Source organism: Microbulbifer variabilis, from assembly GCF_052467165.1.
In genome coordinates, this window is sequence record NZ_CP174301.1 from 3,534,413 (window position 1) to 3,559,741 (window position 25,329).

At 46.8% G+C, this 25,329-nt stretch carries 19 protein-coding genes; 12 read left to right on the forward strand and 7 right to left on the reverse strand.

Annotated features, from left to right (window positions below):
- Positions 1–120: 120 nt before the first annotated feature.
- The 11 genes from nuoE (at position 121) to ACJJIP_RS15810 (ending at position 12,791) form a co-directional block, all read left to right on the forward strand.
- Positions 121–687, forward strand: a complete 567-nt coding sequence (gene nuoE, locus ACJJIP_RS15760) for an NADH-quinone oxidoreductase subunit NuoE (protein WP_282951440.1) — start codon at positions 121–123, stop codon at positions 685–687.
- Positions 665–1,939 carry an NADH-quinone oxidoreductase subunit NuoF gene (nuoF, locus tag ACJJIP_RS15765; protein WP_444945549.1) on the forward strand — a complete coding sequence of 425 codons (1,275 nt, stop codon included), beginning with the start codon at positions 665–667 and terminating at the stop codon, positions 1,937–1,939. Before nuoE ends, nuoF begins: the two co-directional genes overlap by 23 nt.
- A gap of 79 nt (positions 1,940–2,018) precedes the next feature.
- Positions 2,019–4,856: an NADH-quinone oxidoreductase subunit NuoG gene (nuoG, locus tag ACJJIP_RS15770; protein ID WP_444945550.1), complete on the forward strand. Its 2,838-nt coding sequence runs from the start codon at positions 2,019–2,021 to the stop codon at positions 4,854–4,856.
- A gap of 7 nt (positions 4,857–4,863) precedes the next feature.
- On the forward strand, positions 4,864–5,820 hold the full coding sequence (gene nuoH, locus ACJJIP_RS15775; RefSeq protein ID WP_444902093.1) for an NADH-quinone oxidoreductase subunit NuoH: 957 nt from the start codon (positions 4,864–4,866) through the stop codon (positions 5,818–5,820).
- Positions 5,821–5,860: 40 nt separating this feature from the next.
- Complete coding sequence (gene nuoI, locus ACJJIP_RS15780) at positions 5,861–6,379, forward strand: NADH-quinone oxidoreductase subunit NuoI (protein WP_020412198.1); 519 nt, start codon at positions 5,861–5,863, stop codon at positions 6,377–6,379.
- A gap of 85 nt (positions 6,380–6,464) precedes the next feature.
- Entirely contained in the window at positions 6,465–6,989 is a 525-nt protein-coding gene (nuoJ, locus tag ACJJIP_RS15785) for an NADH-quinone oxidoreductase subunit J (RefSeq protein WP_020412197.1), read from the forward strand.
- On the forward strand, positions 6,979–7,296 hold the full coding sequence (nuoK, locus tag ACJJIP_RS15790) for an NADH-quinone oxidoreductase subunit NuoK (protein WP_020412196.1): 318 nt from the start codon (positions 6,979–6,981) through the stop codon (positions 7,294–7,296). Before nuoJ ends, nuoK begins: the two co-directional genes overlap by 11 nt.
- 1 nt (position 7,297) lies before the next feature.
- On the forward strand, positions 7,298–9,136 hold the full coding sequence (gene nuoL, locus ACJJIP_RS15795) for an NADH-quinone oxidoreductase subunit L (RefSeq protein ID WP_282951443.1): 1,839 nt from the start codon (positions 7,298–7,300) through the stop codon (positions 9,134–9,136).
- Positions 9,133–10,710: an NADH-quinone oxidoreductase subunit M gene (gene nuoM, locus ACJJIP_RS15800; protein ID WP_020412194.1), complete on the forward strand. Its 1,578-nt coding sequence runs from the start codon at positions 9,133–9,135 to the stop codon at positions 10,708–10,710. Before nuoL ends, nuoM begins: the two co-directional genes overlap by 4 nt.
- A complete protein-coding gene (locus tag ACJJIP_RS15805; RefSeq protein WP_020412193.1) occupies positions 10,707–12,248 on the forward strand; it encodes an NADH-quinone oxidoreductase subunit N in 1,542 nt (513 codons plus the stop codon). Before nuoM ends, ACJJIP_RS15805 begins: the two co-directional genes overlap by 4 nt.
- An 84-nt stretch (positions 12,249–12,332) precedes the next feature.
- A complete protein-coding gene (locus tag ACJJIP_RS15810; RefSeq protein ID WP_020412192.1) occupies positions 12,333–12,791 on the forward strand; it encodes a hypothetical protein in 459 nt (152 codons plus the stop codon).
- Positions 12,792–12,903: 112 nt separating this feature from the next.
- Here ACJJIP_RS15810 and ACJJIP_RS15815 read toward each other — a convergent pair whose 3' ends face one another.
- From ACJJIP_RS15815 to ACJJIP_RS15845, 7 genes are all read right to left on the reverse strand, one after another.
- Positions 12,904–15,384, reverse strand: coding sequence for a TonB-dependent receptor plug domain-containing protein (locus ACJJIP_RS15815; protein ID WP_020412191.1), 2,481 nt, complete (start codon positions 15,382–15,384; stop codon positions 12,904–12,906).
- Positions 15,385–15,933: 549 nt separating this feature from the next.
- Positions 15,934–16,626 (reverse strand): aspartate/glutamate racemase family protein, encoded by a 693-nt coding sequence (locus tag ACJJIP_RS15820; protein WP_020412190.1) that lies wholly within the window; start codon positions 16,624–16,626, stop codon positions 15,934–15,936.
- A gap of 93 nt (positions 16,627–16,719) precedes the next feature.
- Positions 16,720–17,538 carry an MBL fold metallo-hydrolase gene (locus ACJJIP_RS15825; RefSeq protein WP_353376872.1) on the reverse strand — a complete coding sequence of 273 codons (819 nt, stop codon included), beginning with the start codon at positions 17,536–17,538 and terminating at the stop codon, positions 16,720–16,722.
- 177 nt (positions 17,539–17,715) lie between these two features.
- Positions 17,716–18,219, reverse strand: a complete 504-nt coding sequence (locus ACJJIP_RS15830; protein WP_245556662.1) for a protein disulfide oxidoreductase — start codon at positions 18,217–18,219, stop codon at positions 17,716–17,718.
- Positions 18,220–18,235: 16 nt separating this feature from the next.
- Positions 18,236–18,856, reverse strand: coding sequence for a thioredoxin family protein (locus ACJJIP_RS15835; RefSeq protein ID WP_444902096.1), 621 nt, complete (start codon positions 18,854–18,856; stop codon positions 18,236–18,238).
- A 21-nt stretch (positions 18,857–18,877) separates the two neighbouring features.
- Positions 18,878–20,896, reverse strand: coding sequence for a protein-disulfide reductase DsbD family protein (locus tag ACJJIP_RS15840; RefSeq protein ID WP_444945551.1), 2,019 nt, complete (start codon positions 20,894–20,896; stop codon positions 18,878–18,880).
- 513 nt (positions 20,897–21,409) lie between these two features.
- Complete coding sequence (locus ACJJIP_RS15845) at positions 21,410–22,438, reverse strand: glycosyltransferase family 4 protein (protein ID WP_353376877.1); 1,029 nt, start codon at positions 22,436–22,438, stop codon at positions 21,410–21,412.
- 1,231 nt (positions 22,439–23,669) lie between these two features.
- On the opposite strand from ACJJIP_RS15845, the gene ACJJIP_RS15850 reads away from it, so the two are divergent.
- Entirely contained in the window at positions 23,670–25,298 is a 1,629-nt protein-coding gene (locus tag ACJJIP_RS15850; protein WP_353376878.1) for a di-heme oxidoredictase family protein, read from the forward strand.
- Positions 25,299–25,329: the final 31 nt, after the last annotated feature.

The window sequence follows — 25,329 nt, forward strand, 5'->3', positions numbered from 1 at the left end:
GGTCGCATCGCAGCGGAGGAGACCAGTGCGTAGGAAATTTCTATTCGCCAGTGCCACAGTGTTCATGTGCAACACAGGTGAATCACATATGCCTCTGCGATTTCGCCTGAGGATGCATATATGTCCAGCTTACTAGAACCGGAACCAATCGAAGTAATGGAGCATAGCAATAGGGATTCAGACAAATTTTCCGGGCCTCTCACAGCCGAGGAAAAAGAGGAAATTGATCGGGAGGCTTCTCACTACGAGAACAAATCCTCTGTGGGGCTGGAGGCCCTCAGAATTGTACAAAAGCATCGCCGCTGGATTTCTGACGATACTATTCAGGCTATCTCCAATTACTTGGATATCCCCGTTGCTGAGCTGGAAAGTGTAGCTACCTATTTTCAACTTATTTTCCGCCAGCCTGTGGGAAAGGAAGTTATCTATCTTTGTAAGAGCGCAAGTTGCTGGGTTATGGGCTGTGACCGTCTGCAAAAACACATTACTGAAACCCTGGCTATAGAACCGGGACAAACTTCCGCAGATGGTATCTTCACTTTATTGGAAACGCCTTGCCTGGGGGATTGCGACAAAGCACCGGTTCTGATGCTGGGTGAAGAAATGCACCGTAATCTCGATGAATCGGCCATCGACGATCTCATTGATAAAAAGAAAAAATACCATGCTGATAAATCCCCTGACTAAAAATGTCACCGACCAAAATGTCGCCGCGGATCTTGGACGCTACCTGGAAAATGGCGGCTATAGGGGTTGGCGTAAAGCTCACACCATGGCCCCGGATAAAATTATTGAGCAAGTAAAGGATGGTGGGCTTCGCGGCCGTGGAGGCGCGGGATTTAATACGGGCCTGAAATGGAGTTTCGTTCCCAGGGGTGAAGGATCTCCCGAACAAAAATTTATTGTCTGCAATGCAGATGAGATGGAACCTGGCACCTTCAAGGACCGCCTGCTTATGGAGCGCGATCCTCACCTGCTTTTGGAAGGTATGGCAATAGCCGCCTATGCCATAGGTGCTTCTATTGGTTACATCTTTATTCGCGGTGAATACCATTTAGCTGCCGAACGCCTGGAAAACGCGATCGCAGAAGCCAGGGAGCAAGGTTTTCTTGGCAGTAATATTTTTGATAGCAAATTTAGCCTGGAAATCTTCGTACACCGCAGTGCGGGTAATTACATCTGTGGCGAAGAAACCGCATTGTTAAATGCGTTGGAAGGACGTCGTGCTATTCCTAGAGCAAAGCCGCCTTTCCCCCAGGTGAGCGGACTGTGGGGTAAACCCACAGTGGTCAATAATGTGGAGACCTTCTGCAATATCCCCCACCTGATTGAGCTTGGAGTTGACTGGTACCGAGGCCTAGGGCGAGGAGAGGATGCTGGAAGCAAAGTTTTCGGGGTCAGCGGTAAAGTAAACAACCCCGGCACATGGGAGCTTCCAATGGGCACTCCTATCCGGGAAATAATCGAGAAACATGCTGGTGGCATGCAGGATGGACTGGAGCTAAGGGGATTCCTGCCTGGCGGTGGCTCCACGGACTTTCTGGGGCCTGAGCATCTGGACCTACCGATGGATTATGACGTCATCGGTAAAGCCGGAAGCCGTATGGGTACAGGCACAATCATTGTTCTGGACAATCAGACTTGTCCTGTGGGATTGGTACTGAACCTCTCCCAGTTCTTTGCCCGTGAATCTTGCGGCTGGTGTACCCCCTGTCGGGATGGCCTGCCCTGGGTTGTAAAAATACTGCAACGAATAGAGGACGGCGAAGGTTTACCGGAAGACTTAGATCTGCTGCGCGAGCAGTGCCAGCGTATTGGCCCCGGTAAGACATTTTGCGCTCTTGCTCCAGGGGCTGCCGAACCACTGCAAAGTGCATTGAAACTATTCGAGCAGGATTTTATCGACCACATAGAAAACCATTGCTGCCCCTATGAATAAATTCAATTTATATCATCAGCAGAGGCCACTATCAGATCAGTAATTGAATTGATATCGATACAACAATAATGGACTAGCGATGCCAACCATCACTATTGACGGTGAAAAATACCAAGTCGACGGAGAGCAGAACCTGCTCAGCACCTGCCTGACACTGGGGCTCAATGTGCCGTACTTTTGTTGGCACCCGGAAATGGGTTCAGTGGGCGCTTGCCGGCAATGCGCCATGATGGAATATAAAGATAGTGAAGACCAGCATGGCCGCCTGATTATGAGTTGTATGACACCTATCCGTGACGGCGGTATTTATAGCGTCAAGGATGAGGTGGCGGAGGAGTTTCGCGGCAGTATTATCGAAGACCTGATGACCAACCACCCACACGATTGCCCGGTCTGTGAAGAGGGTGGAGAGTGCCATCTCCAGGACATGACAGAAATGTCTGGCCATACCATGCGACGTTACCGGGGCACCAAGCGCACCCATCGCAACCAATATCTGGGCCCTTTTATTAACCATGAAATGAATCGCTGTATAACCTGTTATCGCTGTGTCAGGTTTTACAATGATTACGCCGGTGGAGAAGACCTACAAGCACTTGGAAGAAATCACCAGGTCTATTTCGGCCGCCAGGAAGAGGGAAGGCTTGAAAATGGCTTCAGCGGAAATTTAGTCGAGGTCTGCCCAACTGGCGTATTTACCGATAAAACCTTCAGCTCGCACTTTGTGCGCAAGTGGGATTTGCAGACAGCTCCATCTGTTTGTGAGCATTGTGCTGTGGGCTGTAACACTGCACCGGGAGCCAGGGAATCCGGCAACAGCAATGAGCCGATATTGAGACGGATCACCAACCTTTATCACCACGATATCAATGGCTATTTCCTTTGTGACCGGGGGCGCTTTGGTTACGAATATATTAACAGTGCCACTCGTATCCAAAAAGTGCTCTCTGTTCGCCAAGAGGACGTAATCAGTTCTACGGCGGAAAAAGGCGACCGTCTGCATCGGGAAATAAACCCTCAAGAGGCGGTCCTCCATTTGGCGGAACAAATAGCAATGGCCAATCAAGGTAAGAGAAACCTGATTGGAATTGGATCTCCACGCACTTCTTTGGAAAATAACTACGCACTGCGAAAACTGGTAGGTTCTGGTAATTTTTACTCAGGCCTGAGTCAAAGAGATCAGGAACTTCTGCATCTGGTGAGCACCATCCAGCAAGATGATCGAATTCAAAGCCCCTCTACACCGGAAATTGAGAATGCCGATGCGATACTGATTCTCGGTGAGGATATATACAATACCGCACCACGTATTTCCGTAGCTGTTCGCCAGGCCGCACGCAATCGGCAGAAACAGCAAGCAAAATCACTGAAAATTCCACTGTGGCAAGATTCCTCTGTAAGGCAACTGGAGGGAGATTACAGTCCGATTATTTTTGCTGGAACAGAGTTGAGTAATTTAGAGAAAATAACCTCTAATACATTATTTGAATCACCTGAAAAAGTTGCTTCATTCGCCTGTAACCTCGCCTTGGCAATTTCTGATCCCACAAGCCTGTCTCCAGACCTTGAACCATCACTACTTGAATTGATTACTCATACAGCCGAAATACTTCGCGGTGCCAGCAAGCCATTAATCATCTCGGGAACATCGAGCAAACACGCTGATACACTCAAAAGCGCAGCCCAAGTTGCCACAGCGTTAAGCGATTACAAAAAACAACCTACCATGCTCTATTTGGCCTGCGATGAGGTCAACAGTTTAGGACTTATCCAATTTTTTAATGATGGAAAAGGGAATCTTGACGAGTTGCTCGAACGCCTGAAAAAAAATACTGACAATCAAATCCCTACATCCCTGATGATTCTTGAGAATGACCTCTATCGACGCCTGGATAAGAAGTCCCTCGAGCAATTACTTTCACAAGCTGACGAAATTATCCTGCTGGATACTCTTCTTAACCCTACTTCCAAGCGCGCAGACTGGATTTTTCCAGCTTCGGCAACTGCGGAATCCCAGGGTACATTTATCAATAATAACGGATTGGCCCAGCGCTTCTATGCTGTCTACGAGGGCAAGGGATTTATCCAGGAAAGCTGGCGCTGGCTGATGGATGCGGTAAATTTCTGTACAGAGAAACCCGCTAACCTGTCAGCGATTGCCGAATGGCAGCACAGCACAGACCTCAGCGATGCGATTGCACGGGAATTTCCGGTACTTAAGGCTCTCGACTCGCTCGGGCCCGATGAAGATTTCCGTATTGATGGCCTAAAAGTAGCGCGCCAAAGCGCCCGCTACAGTGGACGCACAGCAATACACGCGGAGAAACAGGTTTCAGAGAATCCTCCACTTCAGGACCCTGATGCTCCGATGAGTTTCAGCATGGAGGGAATCCACAATCCCAACAGATCCCCGCTGCAAGCCAATATCTGGTCGCCCGGGTGGAACTCCAACCAATCGATATTCAAGTTCCAAGAGGAGGTTGGTGGTGAACGCAGAGGCGGGCCCTCGGGCATCAGGATTGAACGGCCTCAGCGGGTTATGCCGGAATGGCCCGCACCTAGCACACCTCCAGAAGTGGCTGCTGATCCCAGCCATGTACAAATGTTACCGCTATATCGGCTATTTGGTTCCGAAGAGCTTAGTAACCAGGCAATGGGTATTTCCGAGGTCATTGAGGCGCCTTTTGTAATGGTTAACCATATAGATGCTAAAGCCTTCGACATTCATCAACGGGAATTGATTGAATTGGAGACCAGCTGCGGGACATACCGTGCAGAAGTCCGTATAAGCCCCACAATTCCCTCTGGCACTGTGGGTATACCGTATGGTTTGCCAGATTTTGAAACCTTATCTCCCCTCCTACCTGGATACGCGTCACTGCGGCCGGCAGAAGCCCCCGCAATAACCGAGGACTGATTGAGCAATGAGCACACCGATCTGGATAACACTGCTGAATATCTTCGGGGTATTAATTGCCACGGTAATACTCGCGGCAGTTTTAACCTGGGGTGAACGGCGTCTACTCGGTTTTTGGCAGGACAGACCCGGGCCTAATCGCGTAGGTCCTTTCGGTACCCTTCAGGTGCTTGCCGACATGATTAAACTTTTCTTTAAAGAAGACTTCATCCCGCGCTTTGCAGATATTCCGGTCTTTGTACTGGCGCCAACAGTTGTGATGGCCACCATGCTGATTGCTTTCGCTGTGGTGCCAATGTCCCCGGGTATTGGCGTGGTGGACCTTAATATTGGCTTACTATTTGTACTGGCGATGAGCTCTATTGCGGTGTACAGCATTATCCTTGGGGGATATGCCTCCAATAATAAATATGCCCTTCTCGGGGGGTTACGTGCCGCAGCACAGACGGTCTCCTATGAAGTCTTTATGGGTTTGAGCCTGATGGGTGTAGTTATGATGTCCGGCAGCTTTAACCTGCGGGATATTGTCAACGCCCAAGCCGAACGCTGGTTTATCGTGCCCCAATTTGTCGGCTTTATTGTGTTCTTCATTGCCGGTATTGCAGAGAGCCGGAGAACCCCGTTCGATCTACCCGAAGCGGAACACGAGCTCACTGCCGGCTTTCATACCGAGTACTCCGGTATGAAATTTGGTATGTTCTTTGTAGGCGAATACCTGGCCGTAATTCTTATCTCAGCTTTAATTACGACCCTTTTCCTAGGTGGTTGGCATGGGCCATGGCTACCGCCCATTATCTGGTTTTGTCTGAAGACCGCAATCCTGGTGGCAATTTTTATTTTGCTTCGAGCCTCTTTGCCACGCCCACGTTATGACCAGCTGATGAAGTTTGGCTGGAAAGTAATGTTGCCATTGGCATTGATTAATTTACTTGTCACCGCGGGGGTATTGTTATGGACTGCCTAGTCCCAAGCTTCTTTGCTGAAATACTGGCTGGAGAAAATACATGATCGCGAGTCAACTCCGCAGTATGTGGCTGGTTTTCAAACACCTGTTTCGGCGTAATGTCACCGTACAGTACCCCGATCAAAAACCGTATCTGGCTCCACGATATCGAGGCCGTATCATTCTCACTCGTGACCCCAATGGCGATGAGCGCTGTGTGGCTTGTAATCTCTGTGCCGTAGCCTGCCCCCCTGATTGCATATCTTTACAGAAAACCGAAGACCCAGATGGACGCTGGAGGCCGGAGTATTTTCGTATCAATTTCTCACGCTGCATTATGTGTGGCCTCTGTGAAGATGCTTGTCCCACCTATGCCATACAGCTGACTCCTGACTTTGAGATGTGCGAATACGATCGACAAAATATGGTTTATGAGAAGGAAGACCTTCTGATCAACGGCCCTGGAAAGTATCACGATTACAGTTTTTATCAGGTGGCCGGTAAGGCCATCACTGGGAAAGATAAAGGTGAAGCTGAAAATGAAGCTGCACCGATCAATATTAAGAGTCTAAATCTGTAAGGAAACAGTCATATAGCTGGCCTTCTTACAGAGAAAGTGGCCTTACAAATGAAAACATAAAAATAATTTGAGAGGGAGAGCTTGAATGAATTTTGTTTTCTACCTTACTGCAGCGATCGCTATCATTTCTACCATCATGGTAATTTTTCATAAAAATGCCGTGCATGCCCTGCTCTACCTGGTTACTTCCCTTTTAGCCGTAGCGGTAATTTTTTACCAGTTCGGTGCGCCTCTTGCAGCTGCGCTGGAAGTGATCATTTATGCCGGCGCCATAATGGTACTGATTATTTTTGTAATTATGATGCTCAACCAAGGGGACTCTACGGTTGTGCAGGAACAAGCCTGGCTCCAACCCACCACCTGGGTTGGTCCTGCCATACTATCTGCTCTCCTGCTGGTTCAATTGATTCTATTGGTCAGTAGTGGCCAGATATCATCTACACAGACCTTTCACTATATCGGCCCTAAACAGGTGGGAATTGCTCTTTTCAGCCACTATGTATTAGCGGTAGAGCTGGCGTCAATGTTGTTACTCGCTGGTTTGGTCGGTGCTTTTCATTTAGCACGACGCAGAAAAATTGACCAGGGAGATTCAAACAATGCCATTTGAGACTGCACCGGGGCTAGAGGCCGGTGTGCTTTTAGCATCGATCCTTTTCTGCCTGGGCCTTGCTGGATTAATGATGCGGCGTAATATCATTTTTATGTTGATGTGTGTCGAAATATGCACTAATGCCGCAGCTTTGATGTTCGTTGTTGCCGGTGCTCACTGGGGAAATGCCGATGGCCAGGTAATGTTTGTTTTTGTGGTTACTCTTGCTGCGGCCGAGGTAGCGATTGCTCTTGCGCTGGTTCTCCAGTTTTACCACCGCAAACACACAGTTGATATAGACCAATTAAATGAACTAAGAGGTTAATATGCAGGGACTTTTGGCCTGGGTGCCACTTCTACCGCTTATTGGCTTCCTGTTGTTGGTGGCTATCCCATTATTTTATTCAAAAGAACCCTCAGAAAAATTTGTCACTGCTATCGGGGTTGGCAGTGTCGGAATCTCCGCACTACTCACCGCTATTGTCGCGACGACTGTCTTTTGGCAGAACCCTGGGGAAGTCGTGAATATCGCCCTTTGGCAGTGGATGCTGGTAGATAACTTGGAGCTGGGTTTCAATTTTCATGTAGACTGGCTTACGCTGGTTATGCTGATGATTATTACCGGTGTCGGATTTTTGATACACCTCTACTCAGCAGGGTATATGCGTGAAGATCCAGATTTTCGCCGCTACTTTGCCTACCTGAACCTCTTTGTATGCGCCATGCTGATTCTGGTAATGGCTGACAATCTGGTTTTACTCTATTTGGGCTGGGAGGGAGTCGGTCTATGCAGCTATCTGTTAATTGGATTCTGGTACAAAAATCCAGCCAACGGCGCAGCTGCGCAAAAGGCATTTATCGTCACTCGCATTGGCGATACCGCCATGGCCATTGGACTGTTTCTGCTTTTCTTTGAGTTTTCCACTCTCAATATCCCGCAACTCATTTCCGCTGCAGATAGCTCCGGGGCAAATTCACAAATAATCACAGTTGCCACGCTGTTGCTATTGGGTGGTGCAGTTGGTAAATCAGCCCAGCTACCACTGCAGACTTGGCTACCTGATGCCATGGCTGGCCCAACACCAGTCAGTGCCTTAATACATGCGGCCACAATGGTGACGGCTGGAGTCTACCTTATTGCCCGTATGCATCCGCTCTACATGCTCTCAGAGACTGCAATGACGGCTGTTGCCGTGGTGGGCGCGCTAACTCTGCTACTGGCCGGCTTCAGTGCTATTGCACAAAGCGATATCAAGCGTGTACTCGCCTATTCCACAATCAGCCAGATTGGATATATGTTCCTTGCACTCGGCGTAGGTGCCTGGTCTGGAGCCATCTTTCACCTGATGACCCACGCCTTCTTCAAGGCACTACTATTTCTCTCTGCAGGCTCTGTGATTCTAAGCCTGCATCATGAGCAGAATATTTTTACCATGGGTGGGCTCTACCGAAGAATTCCATTTACATTTATTTGTTTCGCCATTGGATGCGCTTGCCTGGCGGCACTGCCATTTACTTCTGGGTTTTATAGTAAAGACCAGATTCTTTTACGTGCATGGGAGTTCCATGACGGTTTTAACAGTCTGTGGTTAGCCGGCATTTTAGGTGCCCTGGTCACTGGAATTTATAGTTTCCGGGTTCTCTTCCTTGTATTCGCAGGGAGTGAAGGTTCATCCTCATCCCACTGCAAAGATGCCAATAACACAGTAATGCGTGTGCCCTTGGCAATACTCGCCACGCTCGCGCTTTTTGGTGGGATGTTGGCGCCACCACTTCAGTCAGTATTTGGAACACAAACATGGGAGCATCCAGCTGCCTGGGTAGAGGGGATTGCCATTGCTATGCCACTCATCGGGCTTGTGATAGCTTGGGGACTCTCTCGGCAGCAGCAAAAGATTGGCGAAAAGCGCTCTCCGATTATGCAATTTTGGTTTAGCGGCTGGGGTTTTGACTGGCTTTACGAAAACCTTTTGGCCAAACCATTTAGAAACCTGGCACGTCTAAATCACAAGGACATAATCGATAGCATATATAAAGGCACCGCGGCATTCAGCCAACAACTGAATAGCCTGCTCAGCTCTTCCCAAAATGGCCAGGTACGCTGGTATCTGGCAACTTTCGCAGCTGGTTCCATTCTGTTCCTCGCTCTCTTGGTGGCCCTATGACATTACTGGCAATCATAATTATTCTATTTGCGGGAGGTATTATTGCCTGGCTCTCTGAGCGCTATCTTCAAAAGGGTGGGCGCTGGATTAGCTTGGTCAGCCTCTTATTAGCAGCGCTACTTCTTGTTAATTATTGGTCTTATCTGGGTACTCCACAATCAGTGTCAGGTGGACCATGGTGGGACAGCTTACAAGCAGCCTGGATTCCCAGGTTTGGTATTAGTTTTCATCTCGCAGTTGATGGCCTGAGTTTCCTGATGCTTACCCTGACGATAGCGATGGGTATCTTTGGACTGGTCATGACCTGGAACGATATTAATTTTCGTCGTGGATTTTTTTATTTTAATTTTCTTTGGACACTTGCTGGAGTTGTAGGAGTTTTTACGGCTATTGATCTTTTTTTATTCTTTTTCTTCTGGGAAGTCATGCTGATTCCCATGCTTTTTTTAATTGCTGTATGGGGTTATGAAAAGCGAATCTATGCCGCCATTAAGTTTTTTATTTTTACCCAAGCTAGTAGCTTGTTGATGCTTATCGCTATAGTTGGATTGGCTTATATCCACTATAGGAACTCCGGTCAGCTTACTTTCAACTACAACGAGTTGCTCGGCGCAGAACTTACAGCCAATGCCGCCTACTGGCTGATGCTCGGTTTCTTTATCGCCTTTATTGTGAAATTACCGGCATTGCCATTTCATACCTGGTTGCCAGATGCCCATACCCAAGCTCCAACCGCTGGTAGTATCCTACTGGCAGCTATTCTCTTAAAAACCGGGGCTTATGGCTTGTTGCGCTTCAACTTACCATTGTTTCCCGAGAGTTCTATGGCATTCGCCCCGGTAGCTATGACTATTGGCGCAATCAGTGTTATCTACGGTGCCATGTTGGCATTCGCACAAAGAGATATGAAGAGGCTGGTTGCTTACTCGAGTGTCAGCCATATGGGATTTGTACTGCTCGGTCTCTATGCACTGGATACCATCGCGGTGCAAGGTGCCGTGATGCAGATGATTGCACATGGCTTGAGCACCGCAGCTCTTTTTGCACTTGTTGGTGCATTGCAGCATCGACTGCATACACGGGATATGCAACAGCTGGGCGGAGTCTGGGCCATCCTGCCGAAATTGTCAGCAGTAGCACTATTCTTCGCAATCGCTTCTCTCGGACTTCCGGGGCTGGGGAACTTCGTTGCTGAATTTACTGTACTGGTGGGCAGTTTCCGTAGTAACCATTGGATTACCGCACTCGCCGCTATCGGCCTGATTGGGGCTGCACTTTACGCATTGTTAATGATGCAGAGGGTTTTCTTCGGGAAACTGAGAAATCAGTTTGAATCACCTTCAGAGAGTGGAGATACAGCTGACCTCAGCCTCCGGGAATCCTGTGCCCTGCTGTCTCTCGCACTACTTTTAGTTGTGATAGGGCTGCGCCCACAGCCAATTTTTAATATTTCTGAACCCACTGTTACCCAGGCAATAGCCGAGATTAAAGCAGTGGCTCCAGATCAAAACCTCCTGTCCTCCCAATCGCAGCGCCAGGAAATCCTAATTTCAACAGGGGATAAGTCTCCATGAATGCACAGGAACTTTTTGGAATACTACCTCTATTGTTAGTAAGTGCAGGAATTGTCATTCTCTTGCTGCAGGTATCATTCTGGCGAGGGCATGTCGGAGCACTAGCGACCACTATTATCACTTTGGTACTCGCCGGCATTTCATGCTTCTGGGTAGCTGGCACCTTGTCCACTGGAGCCAGCTCTATCCAAGTAACTGGACTGTTACTGGTAGACCACACCTCACTATTCTTCGCCCTTTTGTTACTCCTGACAGCAATTGCTGTATGTATCATGGGATACAGTTACTTACGCATGAGATGCAACCCAAAAGTAAATTCCGGCAGTTATCCGGAGGAGTTTTATATCCTCCTGTTACTGGCGATGCTAGGGGCCACCACCCTGGTTTTCGCAAGCCATTTTGCTACTTTCTTCCTCGGACTCGAGCTGATCAGCCTGGCTTTATATCCCATGCTTGGATTTGCCGTAAATGGTGACCTCTCCCCACAAAAGGAGCAGCTGCAATCTCTAGAGTCAGCAATTAAGTACTTGCTCCTATCCGCTTTATCCACAGCTTTGGGGCTATTTGGCATCGCCCTGATCTACAGCGCCAGCGGGTCCTTAAGCTTTAGTGGAATAGCATCCCACATGACGGAGCTTTCACAAACTTCCACCTTGTTTGCAACCGGAGTTACTCTCCTATTAATTTCAGTGGCCTTTAAATTATCCTTGGTGCCTTTTCATATTTGGACTCCAGACGTTTACCAGGGTGCTCCGACACCAACTACAGCGCTTATCGCCACTGTGGGTAAAGGTGCCGTTATCGGCTTCCTATTGCGCTTTTTTAGTACTTTGGATCTTTATGAAAGCCAGGTACTTATTGATATGCTGTCTATTGCGGCTGTGGCCAGTATGCTTGTGGGGAATCTCCTGGCCCTAATGCAAACTAACATCAAGCGGCTATTAGCCTACTCTTCCATAGGCCATATTGGCTACCTGATAGTCGCATTTATTATCGGCAAAAGCACTTTTGGCACCGAAGCTGTTATCTATTACCTTGTAGCTTACATCATTACCACCTTAGGTGCCTTCGCCGTGGTAGGTCTAATTGCAGATTCAGTTGAAGAGAAAGTTCTCAACGGTGAATACCCTGAAAATCCCACTCTAAATTCAGAAAATCCATATCAGTGCGATTTTTATCGGGGGCTCTTATGGCGCTCCCCCTGGCTCGCCGGCTGCATGGCGGCAATGCTTTTATCCCTTGCCGGTATCCCATTAACTATTGGCTTTATTGGCAAGTTTTATATTTTCACCGCTGGTATAGAGGGGCAATTGTGGATACTTCTAGCAAGTGTAGTTATTGGTAGTGCACTGGGGCTATTTTACTACTTGCGCCTTCTACTGATCATGGTACAAAGAGATAATATAGTTACCGAAGAACCCAGTGGAAGCGTGCAAATCGCCACCTCCGGGAATTTACTATTAATTATTCTGACTGGGGCTTTACTTGTATTTGGTATATTTCCCCAACTCTTGATCAACTGGATAAATGCACTATAACGATACTTAAGGGTATGGCCGTACAAGCGCACGACCTGTTTTTTCCGCCCAATAAAAAGCCAACAGGTACCAAAGGGCAAAACTATGAAAACTTTCAAACAGGCATTTGAAATTATCGAAGACGCTGAGAAATTTCACCTGGACATGGCGAGCCTCTATGAGGATCTGCTTGAGAAATCAGACGACTACCGAACCCAACTATTATTGAAACACATGCTCGAGCATGAGCAACGGATGGCCAGAAACCTTGCCAACTATGGCGAAGTCGCGCAACAAAAAGTGATGAAAACGTGGCTGCAATACACTCACGAGGAGAGTGCAAAGGACTTTATTCGCCACCTACCATTAAGTAATCCACCAACAATCAAAGAAATTAACAATATGGGCCGTGAGGTGGACCGTTACTTCTCCAGCTTGTACGAGGCGGTATATGGAGCTATAGAGTCAATGGAGGTAAAGGAAATATTCGAAGACCTCAAACAGATCCAGGATAAAGAGCGTATCACCCTTTCAATGGCCACTAACTCCCTTTGGGATATGTAAGTGCTAATTTTTACAGTGGACTTTTTATTTAATAAGAATCCGATTATTAGACTCAACCGATTAATCGGCTGAGTCTAATATTTATACGGGCTTAACTACATCGCTGTAGACTTTAAAAATCATACTGTGCACGTAAATAATAAAGTGCACCATTGAAGCCCATAGGTGCAGTCTCTGGGTATTCAGCGCCAGCAACACCAGACCAGGGATTTTTATCAGGATAATTGTTGAACAGATTCTCAGCACCCGCAATCAGGGACAGAGACTCACTAAACTCATAAGCACCCTCAATATCTACTGTCCACTCATCACCAGCATCAATAGGCAAGCTGTAGTCATCCAGATGCGCTTCCCAGTAGCTGCCATAGTAGTTCAGTCGGACTAGACCGCGCCAGCCATCACCTACATGATTAATCGTGGCATTACCACGAACATTTGGTAGTCCATCTTCCAGTTGCCTGAGACGCATATCACTAATCGTCTCTTCCCTATAATCTGTTACTTCAGTATCAGTCCAGTTTGCAGCAAAGCTCAGGTCTGTGGCCTCACCCAGAGGGTAAGTCGCAACCAGGTCAATGCCACGGGTCTTGGTATCAAAGTCATTGGTATAAAAGCGGAAGAAGTCCAAAGAATCAGCGCCGCTAATGCCATCTGCCACTAGCTGAGCACGCTCATCATCACTCAACTTCTGGTCAGCTGACTGCGTAATACGGTCGCTTACGGCTATCTGGAAATAATCCAGGGTAACTTCCCAGTCCCCAGCTGAAACAATAGCGCCAAGAGTAAAGCTCTCGGACTCTTCCGGTTGTAATTGTTTACCGCCTTTCAATTCAGCAATGGGATTAGTGGGGGGGATAGTGCCTTTATTTTGAAGTTGCCCTTCAGTAAAGGCTGTAGTTACGTTACTGATATTTGATTGGGCTGGCGTAGGTGCTCGGAAACCCGTACTGATTGTAGAGCGCAACGCCAATATCTCATTAACTTCATAGTGCCCAGACAACTTGAAGTTAGAAGTGTCACCAAAATCAGAGAAGTCCTCCCAGCGCAGTGCCGCGCCAAGACGTAAGCTATCTGTCGCCTCCAGTTCAAAATCGGTGTAAAGCGCGATATTGTCGCGATCAAAAGTACCCACTACTTCCGGTCCAAAACCTGGGAATCCATTTGATCCAATCGAAAATTCCTGCTCGGTTAAGGGGCCTTTGTACCAGGAGGCTTCATCTCCCAAATTAACTTCAAATTCTTCTTCTCGCCACTCAAAACCGCCAGCCATATACAATGTCTTGCCAGCAATCTCTGTAGCCTTAGTGAGATCGATATTAAAGTTTGTCTCAGTTTGTGCATAACCGCCAGGGCTGAACTTAGTTGGGGTGTCCGGCCCCATGGTGGCATTTACAGTATTGTAGATATTGAAATCTACCTTGTTATGCCCTCTGCTGGCGCTAACGTCATAACCAATACCACTGGCAAATTCACCCCGCAGGCCGAAGACCATAGAATAATCTTCTAAATCACCACCAAAACGAGGCGTAAAACCGCCGGGAAGTATTTCCGTAAAAGAGAAACATTCATCTAAATCATGGGCTTCGGATACCGAAACGCTCTCACAACTATCGGTACCATTCGTTGGATCGAGATCACCGATCAGTGGATTTCCCTCATCATCCGCGTAAACACCTGACCGAGTTTCCGGGTTACGAAAATAAAATCCACCGTCTGTGGAGCGACTGGCATAATTGCCAAAAGCATATACCTCCGCCTTATCACTCAGTTCAATAGCACTGTTGATAAAGAACTTGGTGTCATCATTAACTTCTGGTTGCCCCCAAATTTGTGCAGGGTCAGCAACGAAAGTATTGCCATCGGCGATCAGCTGAGCAGCATCATCCCGCTGAGTGCTTCGGCTAGTAGAGTCCTGCTCACGATACTCCATACTGAAATTCACAAAGCCCGAATCAGTCAATGGCAGGCCAAAGTTGGCGGCAACCATACTCTGATCACCATCACCCTCAGCAGTAGTCGCATGCTTGACTTCCACCGAGCCACCCTCAGCAGCATCCTTCAGCTGGAAGTTAATCACACCGGCAATGGCATCAGACCCGTACTGTGCAGCTGCACCGTCACGTAAGACCTCCACCTGCTTCAGGGCAATTGCGGGAATGGCTGAAATATCAGGCCCTTGGGCGCCATCAGATACACCACTGCCGAGGAAAGCAATCACAGAAGCTCGGTGACGGCGCTTGCCGTTTACCAGAACCAGGGTGCTATCCGGTGGTAGTCCGCGCAGGTTGGCAGGGCGCACAATCGATGCAGCATCAGAGATTGGCTTAGCATTCACATTGTAGGAAGGCACGACGTTGCGCAACAGGTTATTGAGATCGCCATCTCCCTGATTCACAAATTCATCGCCAGTGACAACATCAATCGGTGCAGATGAGTCTGTAGCCGAGCGGCCTTCAACTCGAGTACCTATTGTGATTACTTCCTCTATAAGTGCATCTTCAGCGATAACGGGGCTGGACACTGCAGCTACTGCCATCGCCAGCAGCGATGGAGCGCCACAAGATGCCAACCAACGCCTCTTGTTTACTTTCATGAAATTACCCTGTTAATTATCTGTTTTATCTTCCTAGCCAAACTACTCAACCTATCTGACACTCAAAATATATTGATAGCGAGAAATCACTATTAGAAAAAAATACATTTAAAGCTGGCCACCACTACAACGGACAACATACTGCAGGAGTTCGTATACCGACCGAAGATTATCATCATTAATGATCACTGCAAAAAGCGTGACACAAATAGAAAGTGCCAGTAAAAATGAGAAATTAAAATACCTAAATAACAGATATTGACAATTTAAATCATGCCTTATCTGATTAAATCGACATTTATGTCATTCGTAACAACCGACATATGTCTGGATCAATTTAAATTTTATTTAAATCGGTTATGGAACAAAAAAGAATGAACCTCTATTCGGAATCGCGAAATCAACAAGACCAGAATAATTTGATTCGATAATCAAACAAGCCATCCTAAAGAGAGTGAAGTTCTGAAAAGAAATTACATTAGTGGGCAATAGTTAAGAATCACCCAGCACTAAATTGAGTAATTCTCAACGTTGCAATCGGCTTTTTAGTTATGAAAGAGCAAACTCAACTGCCTTAGCCGCATGAATTTGAGTAGTATCAAGGAGAGTAACCTCGATATCATCCTGAGTGACCAACAAGCCTATTTCAGTACACCCAAGAATCACAGCCTCAGCCCCCTTATCTGACAAAGATTGAATAATTCTCAGATACTCTTTTCTGGAATCTTCACGCAAGTCTCCCTTGCAAAGCTCATCGAAGATAATCGAATGTACCTTTTTTCGATCACTGCTTTCAGGAACAATAACTGCTACCCCATATTTTCTCTGGATTCTCTCCCGATAAAAATCCTGCTCCATTGTGAATGCAGTACCCAGCAATCCAACTTTTTTCATTCCCTTCTGGACAAGAACCTCGGCCGTGGCATCGGCAATATGTAACAACGGAATGTTAATCGATAGCTCTACCTGGCTGGCCACTTTATGCATGGTGTTGGTACATATCAATACACAGTCTGCGCCCGCCGCCTGGATCCTCTGAGCAGATCTGGCCAGTAACTGCCCTGATTCCTCCCACTCTCCAGCAACTTGCAATTTTTCAATTGCCGCAAAATCCACACTGTATAGAATAATCTCAGCCGAGTGCAGTCCTCCAAGCTGACGATTAACCCCTTGATTAATCAATTGATAATAAGTCTGGGTACTCTCCCAACTCATACCACCGAGTAATCCCAACTTTTTCAAATTCCTATTCCTTATACTTTTATAAGATTGATTTTTTTAACACGGCTGAGACTCACCCACAAGACACTCTATCGTTCATACTTAAAGAGAAATCTATTTGGAATACTTGGATGGATCAAATGCCATACATGAAGCGATCAGATTTCTTTTACTGAAATTATATCCGGACAACAAACCCATTAAATTCTCGCGCCCCAGAAGCTTTTTGGTAATCTGTTTGAGTGGCAGCCCTTGTCGACCGAGTTCTTGTGCTGCGCTGGACAGTTCCAACAAATAGTCATATTTATCCTGCAGACGCTTTTTTCCATTCTCAACCATTCCCCGATGCGGACAGAGCATCAGTTCGAAATCATACTCAAGCACCCTGCGGATACTTTGCATCAGGGTCGGGATACTTTCATCTTTGCGCAACAGCTTTAGATGGCTGGCAACATAGAGGTCCGCAGTAAAAATCCAGCCGCGATCCTGCATCAGATAACAAGTCATATCCTTCGCATGCCCTGGAGCTGGTATGGGAATTACTTTCTCACCAGCTATGCGCAGATCCTTCGGTAATTCTGCAGCTTCAGCCAATCCCGCAGCCCCCCATATCAGACGCTGTATTGGCGGTATGCGAAAACCCCTCTTTAGGATTTCGACAGTTGCTTTGGGAGCCCGAGGCTGAATACCCGTAAGTTTATAAATGGAGCCGGCATTACCACTGTGGTCCTCATGGTGGTGAGTTAACAACAGTTGTTTGAAAGGCTTATTCTTAACAAACCACTTCACGTATTTCCACTGATTACTGGGACCAGCATCAACAATGGTGTCCTTCAATCGATATACGATAAACGTCGTATTGATTCCAAAGTCAAACCTGCCAACCCTTTGTGCATCCAGGTCCTTATAGTCAAAAGAATCAATAACCGACACACAACCCTCCGGCACTGGAAAGTAGGCATTGAAATCTCACCTCAGGAAAGGCATATCGTGCCATCCTGCTGATTATCCTGTTTGGAGTGCAGTAAATCGGTAAATCAGCAAATTTTCTTCAGACGACATTCCGGCTCTCGCTCTAAAGAAAAACCGAATCCAGCCAGAATGAGCCTGCTATTCAGTCAACTCCAAGCGCAGCTTCAGTCCCAGCTTGGTAGTAGTGCCGCTGGTTACCCAGGCTATCTTTCCATCACTCCCTACAATAACCATAGTCGGTGTAACCCTGACCCCCCAAAGGGCACTGGTAACTCCTCCGGGATCATTGATCGTGGGGAATTTTAAGTTGTAGCGCTGCATATACTCTTCCACCACCTCCTCTGACCCAGACTGCATAGCGATACCAATAACCTGGTGCTCACGGGCCAACTCAGAAATTTTTGGAGAAACTATACGACAGTAGGGGCACCAGGTTGCCCAAAAATAGATAAGTACCGGTCCCTGGGTTGTCATCTGCTGAAGGTCGAGGAGATTGCCGTGAAGTGACTCCCCCTTAAGGGGAGGTGCCTGCTCTTTTGGTACATCTCGCTGCTGATAGTAAGCAACTGCTGTTGTCACCAGAATCGCAAGCAAGGCGAAGACTGCAAATTTTCCCGCCAGCCGAACCCAGTGATCCCGCACCTCTACCACCTCTTCTCTAATACTTTACACTGCAACCATAGGCCCTGGATGATGACCGTGGAACGACTTTTCCTTTGAGGGATGCATCCAGGGCAGCAGAGACATAATTGTGGGAATTGGCGATAACTGAGGGATTTGCTGAGTCATTGTCATCAATTGCCCCTGCATATACCACTTTCCCTTCAGGATTAATAATAAACATATGTGGTGTTGTCTTGGCACCGAAGGCACGCCCCATTTCACCACTGGTATCCAATAAAAAAGGTCTACTGGCACTTAAATTATGGGTTTTGGCCACACTAAGTGCCTCTGCCGGCTCCAGGTATCCCTGCTTGCCTTCGGCGGAAGAAATAACTGTTAACCATCTAACATCCTGCTCAGTATATTTTTTCTGCAGGAATTGCATATTACCACTGCCATAATGTTTCTTTACATAGGGACAATCTTTGTTAAACCATTCAATTACAAGCCATTGACCCGCATAATCTGCCAATGAATGCTTATCCCCCTGAGCATCAACAACTGAGAAATCTGGCGCCTTTTCGCCCGGTACGGCAGTTGCCGCCACACTGGATGAGAGCAATAAAAAAAACCATAACCAGCCTTTCGAGAAGAGGCTGCTATTTATAATCTTCATACCCATGACCAATTGCCCTTTCTATTTGCCTTTTCTTTTTTCATTGAATAAATCGGCGATTATAGATTCCTGCAATATTTGTGGCAAAAGCTGCGGTTCTCTGGATCCAGCTGGATACCAGGCGTAGACCGGCACAGAATTACGTCCCAAGGCAGCCAAAGCCTCTGTGATTTCTGGGTCCTGCCTGGTCCAATCCGCGCGGAGTAGCAAAACCTTATTCTTATGGAATAATCTTTGTACTTCAGGCGTATCCAAAACTAGTTTTTTATTCACTTGACAGGTAATACACCATGCCGCAGTGTAGTCGATAAATACTGGACGCCCCTCTTCCAAGGCCTGATCCAATAAACTGCGATCATACTCCTGCCAACCGGCAGCAACCTTGGAAAACGTCTTCTCTTTCGGGGTTAAGGTCGAATAGCCAATCACCAAAAAAGTCAGCATCAATATCCATGCAATAATACGGCCGATACGTGAAAAGTTATATCCGAGCCATAAAGTGAAAGTAACTGCCAACAATAATAAGGCACCGATTAACCAACCGCTCTCCCCCAAAATCCTCCCCAGCACCCAAAGCAGCCAGATGACAGTCGCGTAAAGAGGAAAAGCCAGGAATTGGCGCAGCTTTTCCATCCATGGACCGGGCCTCGGCAACCGCTTTAAAAGGACTGGGCTGGCACAGAGTAAGACAAAAGGTGCGGCAAGACCCATACCCAATCCTAGAAAAATAAGCAGTGCTTCAACCGCCGGCAATACAGCCGCGGTACCCAATGCAACTCCCATAAAAGGCCCTGTACAGGGAGCCGCTACGAATACAGCCAACACCCCAGTTGCAAAAGAGCCCCCCCGGCTGACGCCAGCTAGATTTACCAGGCGGTGCCCGAACTCAAAGACACCACTGAACGACAAACCCATAAGCCAGAAAAGTGCTATCAGCGCCATTACCACCGGAGCGGATTGCAATTGGAACCCCCAGCCGATAGCCGCACCCCATGAGCGAAGTACCAGAAGCAATACTCCCAAAGCGATAAATGTAGTAAGCACCCCAGCGCCATATAAAAGCCCCTCTCGCCACCTGCCACTCTCGCTATAGCCCTCGTTTACCAATCCCAATAACTTGATGGAAAGTACGGGAAAAACACAGGGCATCAAATTCAAAATAATCCCACCTGCTAGGGCAGCGAGGACCAGAAGCCATAGAGGGCGCGACTGTGCTTCTGGCATTGCTGTACCAAACGAAACTCTATCCAGGCGCCAGGCACGAGTACCATCCGTTAACACAAAATCCGCAGATTCACTCAAGGCAGCACCAGGTTGGCGCCCAAAAGTATAATCCAGCGTCTTTCCTTCCCGCTGAAGTTTCGGCTTTGACGCGGTAAATAGGTCGCCATTTATGGGGAATACTTTAGGTGCTTTAGATGCCGTTTCCGACTCGAGTAAAAGATGAATTCGATCTTTGCCCTGCGCCGCCAGAGAAATCGGTTTCCAGGGGCTATACACACTTGACTGGGGAACCCTCTTTGCAAAGTGATTCCGCAAATCCAGGTTCGCTGAAGACCAGCGAGTCTCATCTGATACCGGGCGGGTTAAGGTCATAGTGCCAAACCCGGGAATACATTCTATTTTGCACACAAGCCATTCAAGCTCGGCGCTTAAGGCAATTACCTTGCCTCCCCTGTCAGGAGTTAAATCGAACAGGTAGGCGACATTCCCTTCATACCCTAGGTTGGTCAGGTGCTCTATCTTGAGACGAGAGGGGAATGGCCACTCAATTGCCCCTACCTCGGCTCCATTTGGAGTTATGGTGAATCGCGGTGCCGCCCCCGAGTCCCCGGGATTACGCCAGTAAACGTGCCAGCCGGGGTCAACTTCAAAGTAGAAACCGATTTTTTCACTGGCTCGATCTACAAAACTTGAAGGCGCCAACCAACGAACAGTAACATGGTCTCCAGATATACTTTCCTGGGCAATGAGATGTGTACTTCCCGCCAGTAGTAAAAAACCCAGGATATTTATTAAAAAATTTCTTCTATCAATCACAATTGTCGCTTCCTCGGCGGCATTGTTCCTGGAATTGTTACAACACATACTCCGACAGTCTGGGATTAAGTCACAAACTATGACATAACCTGACTCAGGTGTCGTATGTTCTCATTATAAGTGTATGGCGGACATTTCCTTGCTTGTGATATTGATGGCGTCTCCTAAGACTCTCTAATCATTTTGAATGATCAATTCTCTGACGCCAAGCAAATTCGCACACCGATAAAGCCCTAATAGCCATCCTGAGATTCCAGGAGATCCATGCTGTACAAGCGAATATAACGGCTTATATCCAAAAAATAATTGAAAATTATACCGAGGTTTTACAGATTGCAGCTCAAGGTGATGTGATCGATATAATAAAACTGAAACACCAAATGATTGAGAAGGTAAATGTCTAACCATATATAATGGCCGATCTATAAGCTTATACTTAAACACTACAGATCAAATTTACCGAAAACCAGCCTCTTAAATTATAAAAAATTCATCCTATGGTATGAATGAAAACTAGAACTCCACAGCAACCGGCTCTTCCACCCTGACAGGCACCAACCCGGAGAGAAAGTCTTCCGTAGCAACATCCCACGAAAAAGTTCTGGCATGGGCAATACAATCTTCTCCTTTAAGTAAAAGAGCGCGCTCAATCGCCACTTTCAGATTTTTATGCACTACTCCTACAGGAGCATCACCAATAATATCTTTTGGGCCAGTAACTGGGTAAGCAGCAACAGGTAAACCACAGGCCAATGCCTCAAGATTAACCAGGCCAAAAGTATCAGTTAAGGAGGGAAATACAAAAACATCTGCACTGCTATAGCATTCTGTCAGCGCCTCCCCCTCACGAACCCCCATGTAAATTGCTGATGGGAATTTTCTTTTTAATATATTTAATTGGGGACCATCCCCTACGATAACCTTAGTTCCCGGAAGCTCAAGCGAGAGAAATTTTTCCAGTGATTTTTCAACGGCAACACGTCCCACATTCAACATAACAGGCCTAGGCAAACCATCGAAGACTGTCGACTCTACTGGACGAAATTTATCCAACTCTACTCCACGCCGCCAGTGTCTTACCCTGGTAATCCCCATAGCCTTAGCTTCAGATGCCATGCCATCTGTTGTTACCATTGTGTGCGCCGCTGACTGATGAAACCGCAATAAAAGATTATGTAACCAGCTGACAGGAATTTTTACTCGGATTGATATATATTCTGAAAGTCTGGAAAGCCAAGAAGTAGTAAATCTTAGACCGCGTTGTTTACAATAACCTCGCACCGCCCATCCCACCGGGCCCTCTGTCATAATATGAATAGCATCAGGGCAAAACTCATCCACAATCCGGGTTACTCTTTGCCCAGGGAAAACTGCAATTTTTATTTCCTGGTATCCTGGCCATGGAAAGGCCATACAATCATCAGCTGATAATATTTTAACCTCATGCCCGCGTAAGGTGAGTTCTTTATAAGTCTTATCAAGAACTCTGGAAACACCATTTAATTGCTGTGGGTATGTATCAGTGGCGATTAATATCTTCATATCTGATACTCCTTAACTACAACATACAACAAAGTTGCTACTCAAACCTTGCACTCCCTTATTTGACAATACCTCAAATAGACAACGGTGATATAAACAGGATATTTTTTCAATTAAAATTACGAACATATTTCCTGAAATTCCCTATTTATCTTTAGATGCTCAATTTTCTGTGCATCAGAATCCATTTCAGCAACTTACTTCCAATAATAAAAACACTTTCCCCAACGAACTCACTTCAGACAGACCCAAACTGGATATTGAGCGACAATACCTCTAATATACCAGCTCAAGAGCCTGTGTTTTCTTTCAACTAATCTTTCTTTTTTTTTCATAAAACTAAAGCAAAACTCTCTTCCAGTTGGGCTACCCTACTTCACAACCAGCCTGAAAATCTCACACACTTATAAATCAAACAAACTTTATTAATCACTAAATCCCATAATTTAGATAACCTTGAGCATGTACCATGCCCCCGGAACTATAGCAGTCAGAACAGGTAAAACTATCTCACTCTTTACTTATTGAAATATATGTCAAAGAAGCAATAATTCACGCCACATTAATGTAATTTACGCCGTTCTCCAGTTTTAACAGATTTCTAGTCTAAACCACTAATCACCTTAATTAGCTCACAGCTTTCCAAAAGAAGGAAAGAACGCCAAAATGTCGAGGCCTAAGATACCTGTGAGCCACAATCTTCCCAGCAATCCCCTCACCGCTTCCTGCATCCTTATTTTTTACACATTTCGCATTCACACCTCACAGATTCTCCCCACTCACTGCCAACTTGAAGATCTATATTTGGAAAATTTTATTCATAATCACGGAACTACAGGATAAAACATGACAACTAAGACATGTCAGACAATTACAACAGAGTTGTGCAAGCACGCAACGGGTTATGGGCAAAAATAAATATTCGGGGTTGGAGCCTGGGCTGGAAGTAATAATCAATCCTGGGCAAAAGATGGGTCTTCTCAATTATATTTCCCGATTTTTAAGCCTAAGGTCTCGAACATTTTTTTTTCAAGGCCTGCATGGATGCACTTTAGTTCTATGAAAGTGCACCTAATGAGACTGAAAAATTTAAATTTTCAATGAATAGGCAATTATTCCTATAGCTGACTGTTTAGCCACAGGAAAGTAGTCAATTCAGTCTCATATCAAGCGTATCTGCATAGACATAATCGCTCCATCCATGTCTCATCAGAATCGGGAGATACAGTTAATGATTTCCAAAAAGCATCTATTACCTATTTCAATGGCACTATCAGCCCTATTGTTTACCCCGGTACCCATATTGGCTGACTTTGGTTCCAAACACGATAAAAACCGAGTTCCCAAGAATGCCAGAAAAGGACCCAGACCATCCCGGCAACAGCCCTTTGATTTCAGTGAAATCTTTAATACTGTGCAAATCCTCGAGGCCGGTGCTGTAGAGAGGCACCTTGGTGGCCACCTGGAGCAATCGGAGTTGGAAGCCATGGATCCCATAGAGGCCTATGTGCACGCCTTTGAGGAGGGGGATGAACTGTTCGAAATGAATTACAACGCCCTAGACGGAGTTGGAGTCAACGTCGGCAATGGTAAACGCTTTACCAGTTTTCCAAGGCCGGATCTAAAAGGCCCCATGGCCTGGGCCAATATCCTACCGCACAGGACCACCGGTCCAAATGGTGACTCCTGTATTAGTTGCCACAATGTACCCGTGGCCGATGGCGGTGGTGGTGTGAATGACAATGTGATCCGTATGGACCCGGAACGTAAACAAAAAGGCTTTATCGAGCGTCAATCGCCACACCTCTTTGGCATGGGGGCGGTACAGCTAGTTGCTGAAGAAATGACCACGGAACTGCATACACTACGCGACGACGCCATCTCCGAAAGTTGTAACTCAGGAGAAAGTCATATAGTGGAAATGATAACCAAGGGGGTTAACTTTGGTGAAATCAGTGTCTCCTGTGGAAATGTAAATTACGATAATCTCGATGGCATTGATACAGACCTGGTTGTTCGTCCTTTTGAGTGGAAAGGGCTCACGGGTTATGTCCGCGCCTTTGTACGTGGAGCTGCTCACCAGGAACTTGGCATGCAAGCTACAGAGCTGGTGGGGGATGCCGATAGCGATTTTGACTCAGTAACCAACGAACTCAGTGTTGGGGATATCACTGCACTGGCCATTTATAATGCCGCCCAACCTCGTCCCGTTACCAAGCTTGAACTCAATAGTGTAATCAGCACATTGAGTGAAGAGGAACAGGAGACTTACGGTCTACCACTTAGCGAAGCTGATATTGCCGGCATTCAAAACGGTGAAGTGATTTTTAATTCTATTGACTGTGCTTCCTGCCACAGCCCTGAAATGGAAGTGGCATCACCAATATTTTACGAGCCTTCCAAGCATGCCAGCTTCCGTGACGAGACATACCCAGCAGGAGACATTGCCGGCCTGCCGACAACTTCACTACAGTTCAACCTACTGACTGATATTCTCGATAACCCTCAGGAACTCGCCTCAGGACAAACCCTGGGACAATTTGAAGAATCTGAAAATGGTGGGGCTATTGTACGTCTATATGGCGACCTTAAACGGCACGATATGGGTAGGGCCATGGCGGAGGAGTTCGACGAGGGCAATGTAGGCGCATCAGTGTTCCTAACGGAAAACTTGTGGGGCGTAGGTTCTACAGCCCCCTACTTACACGACGGACGCGCAACAACGATGACCGAAGCCATTCTCTATCACGGTGGTGAAGCTCAATCCAGTAAAGAACAGTTTGATGCATTGAGTGATACAGAAAAAGCCGACCTTCTGAGCTTTCTCAATAACCTGGTTCTCTACCTAGCCCCAGAATAACTTGCCTGAACAACACAATGAAGCGGGGCGG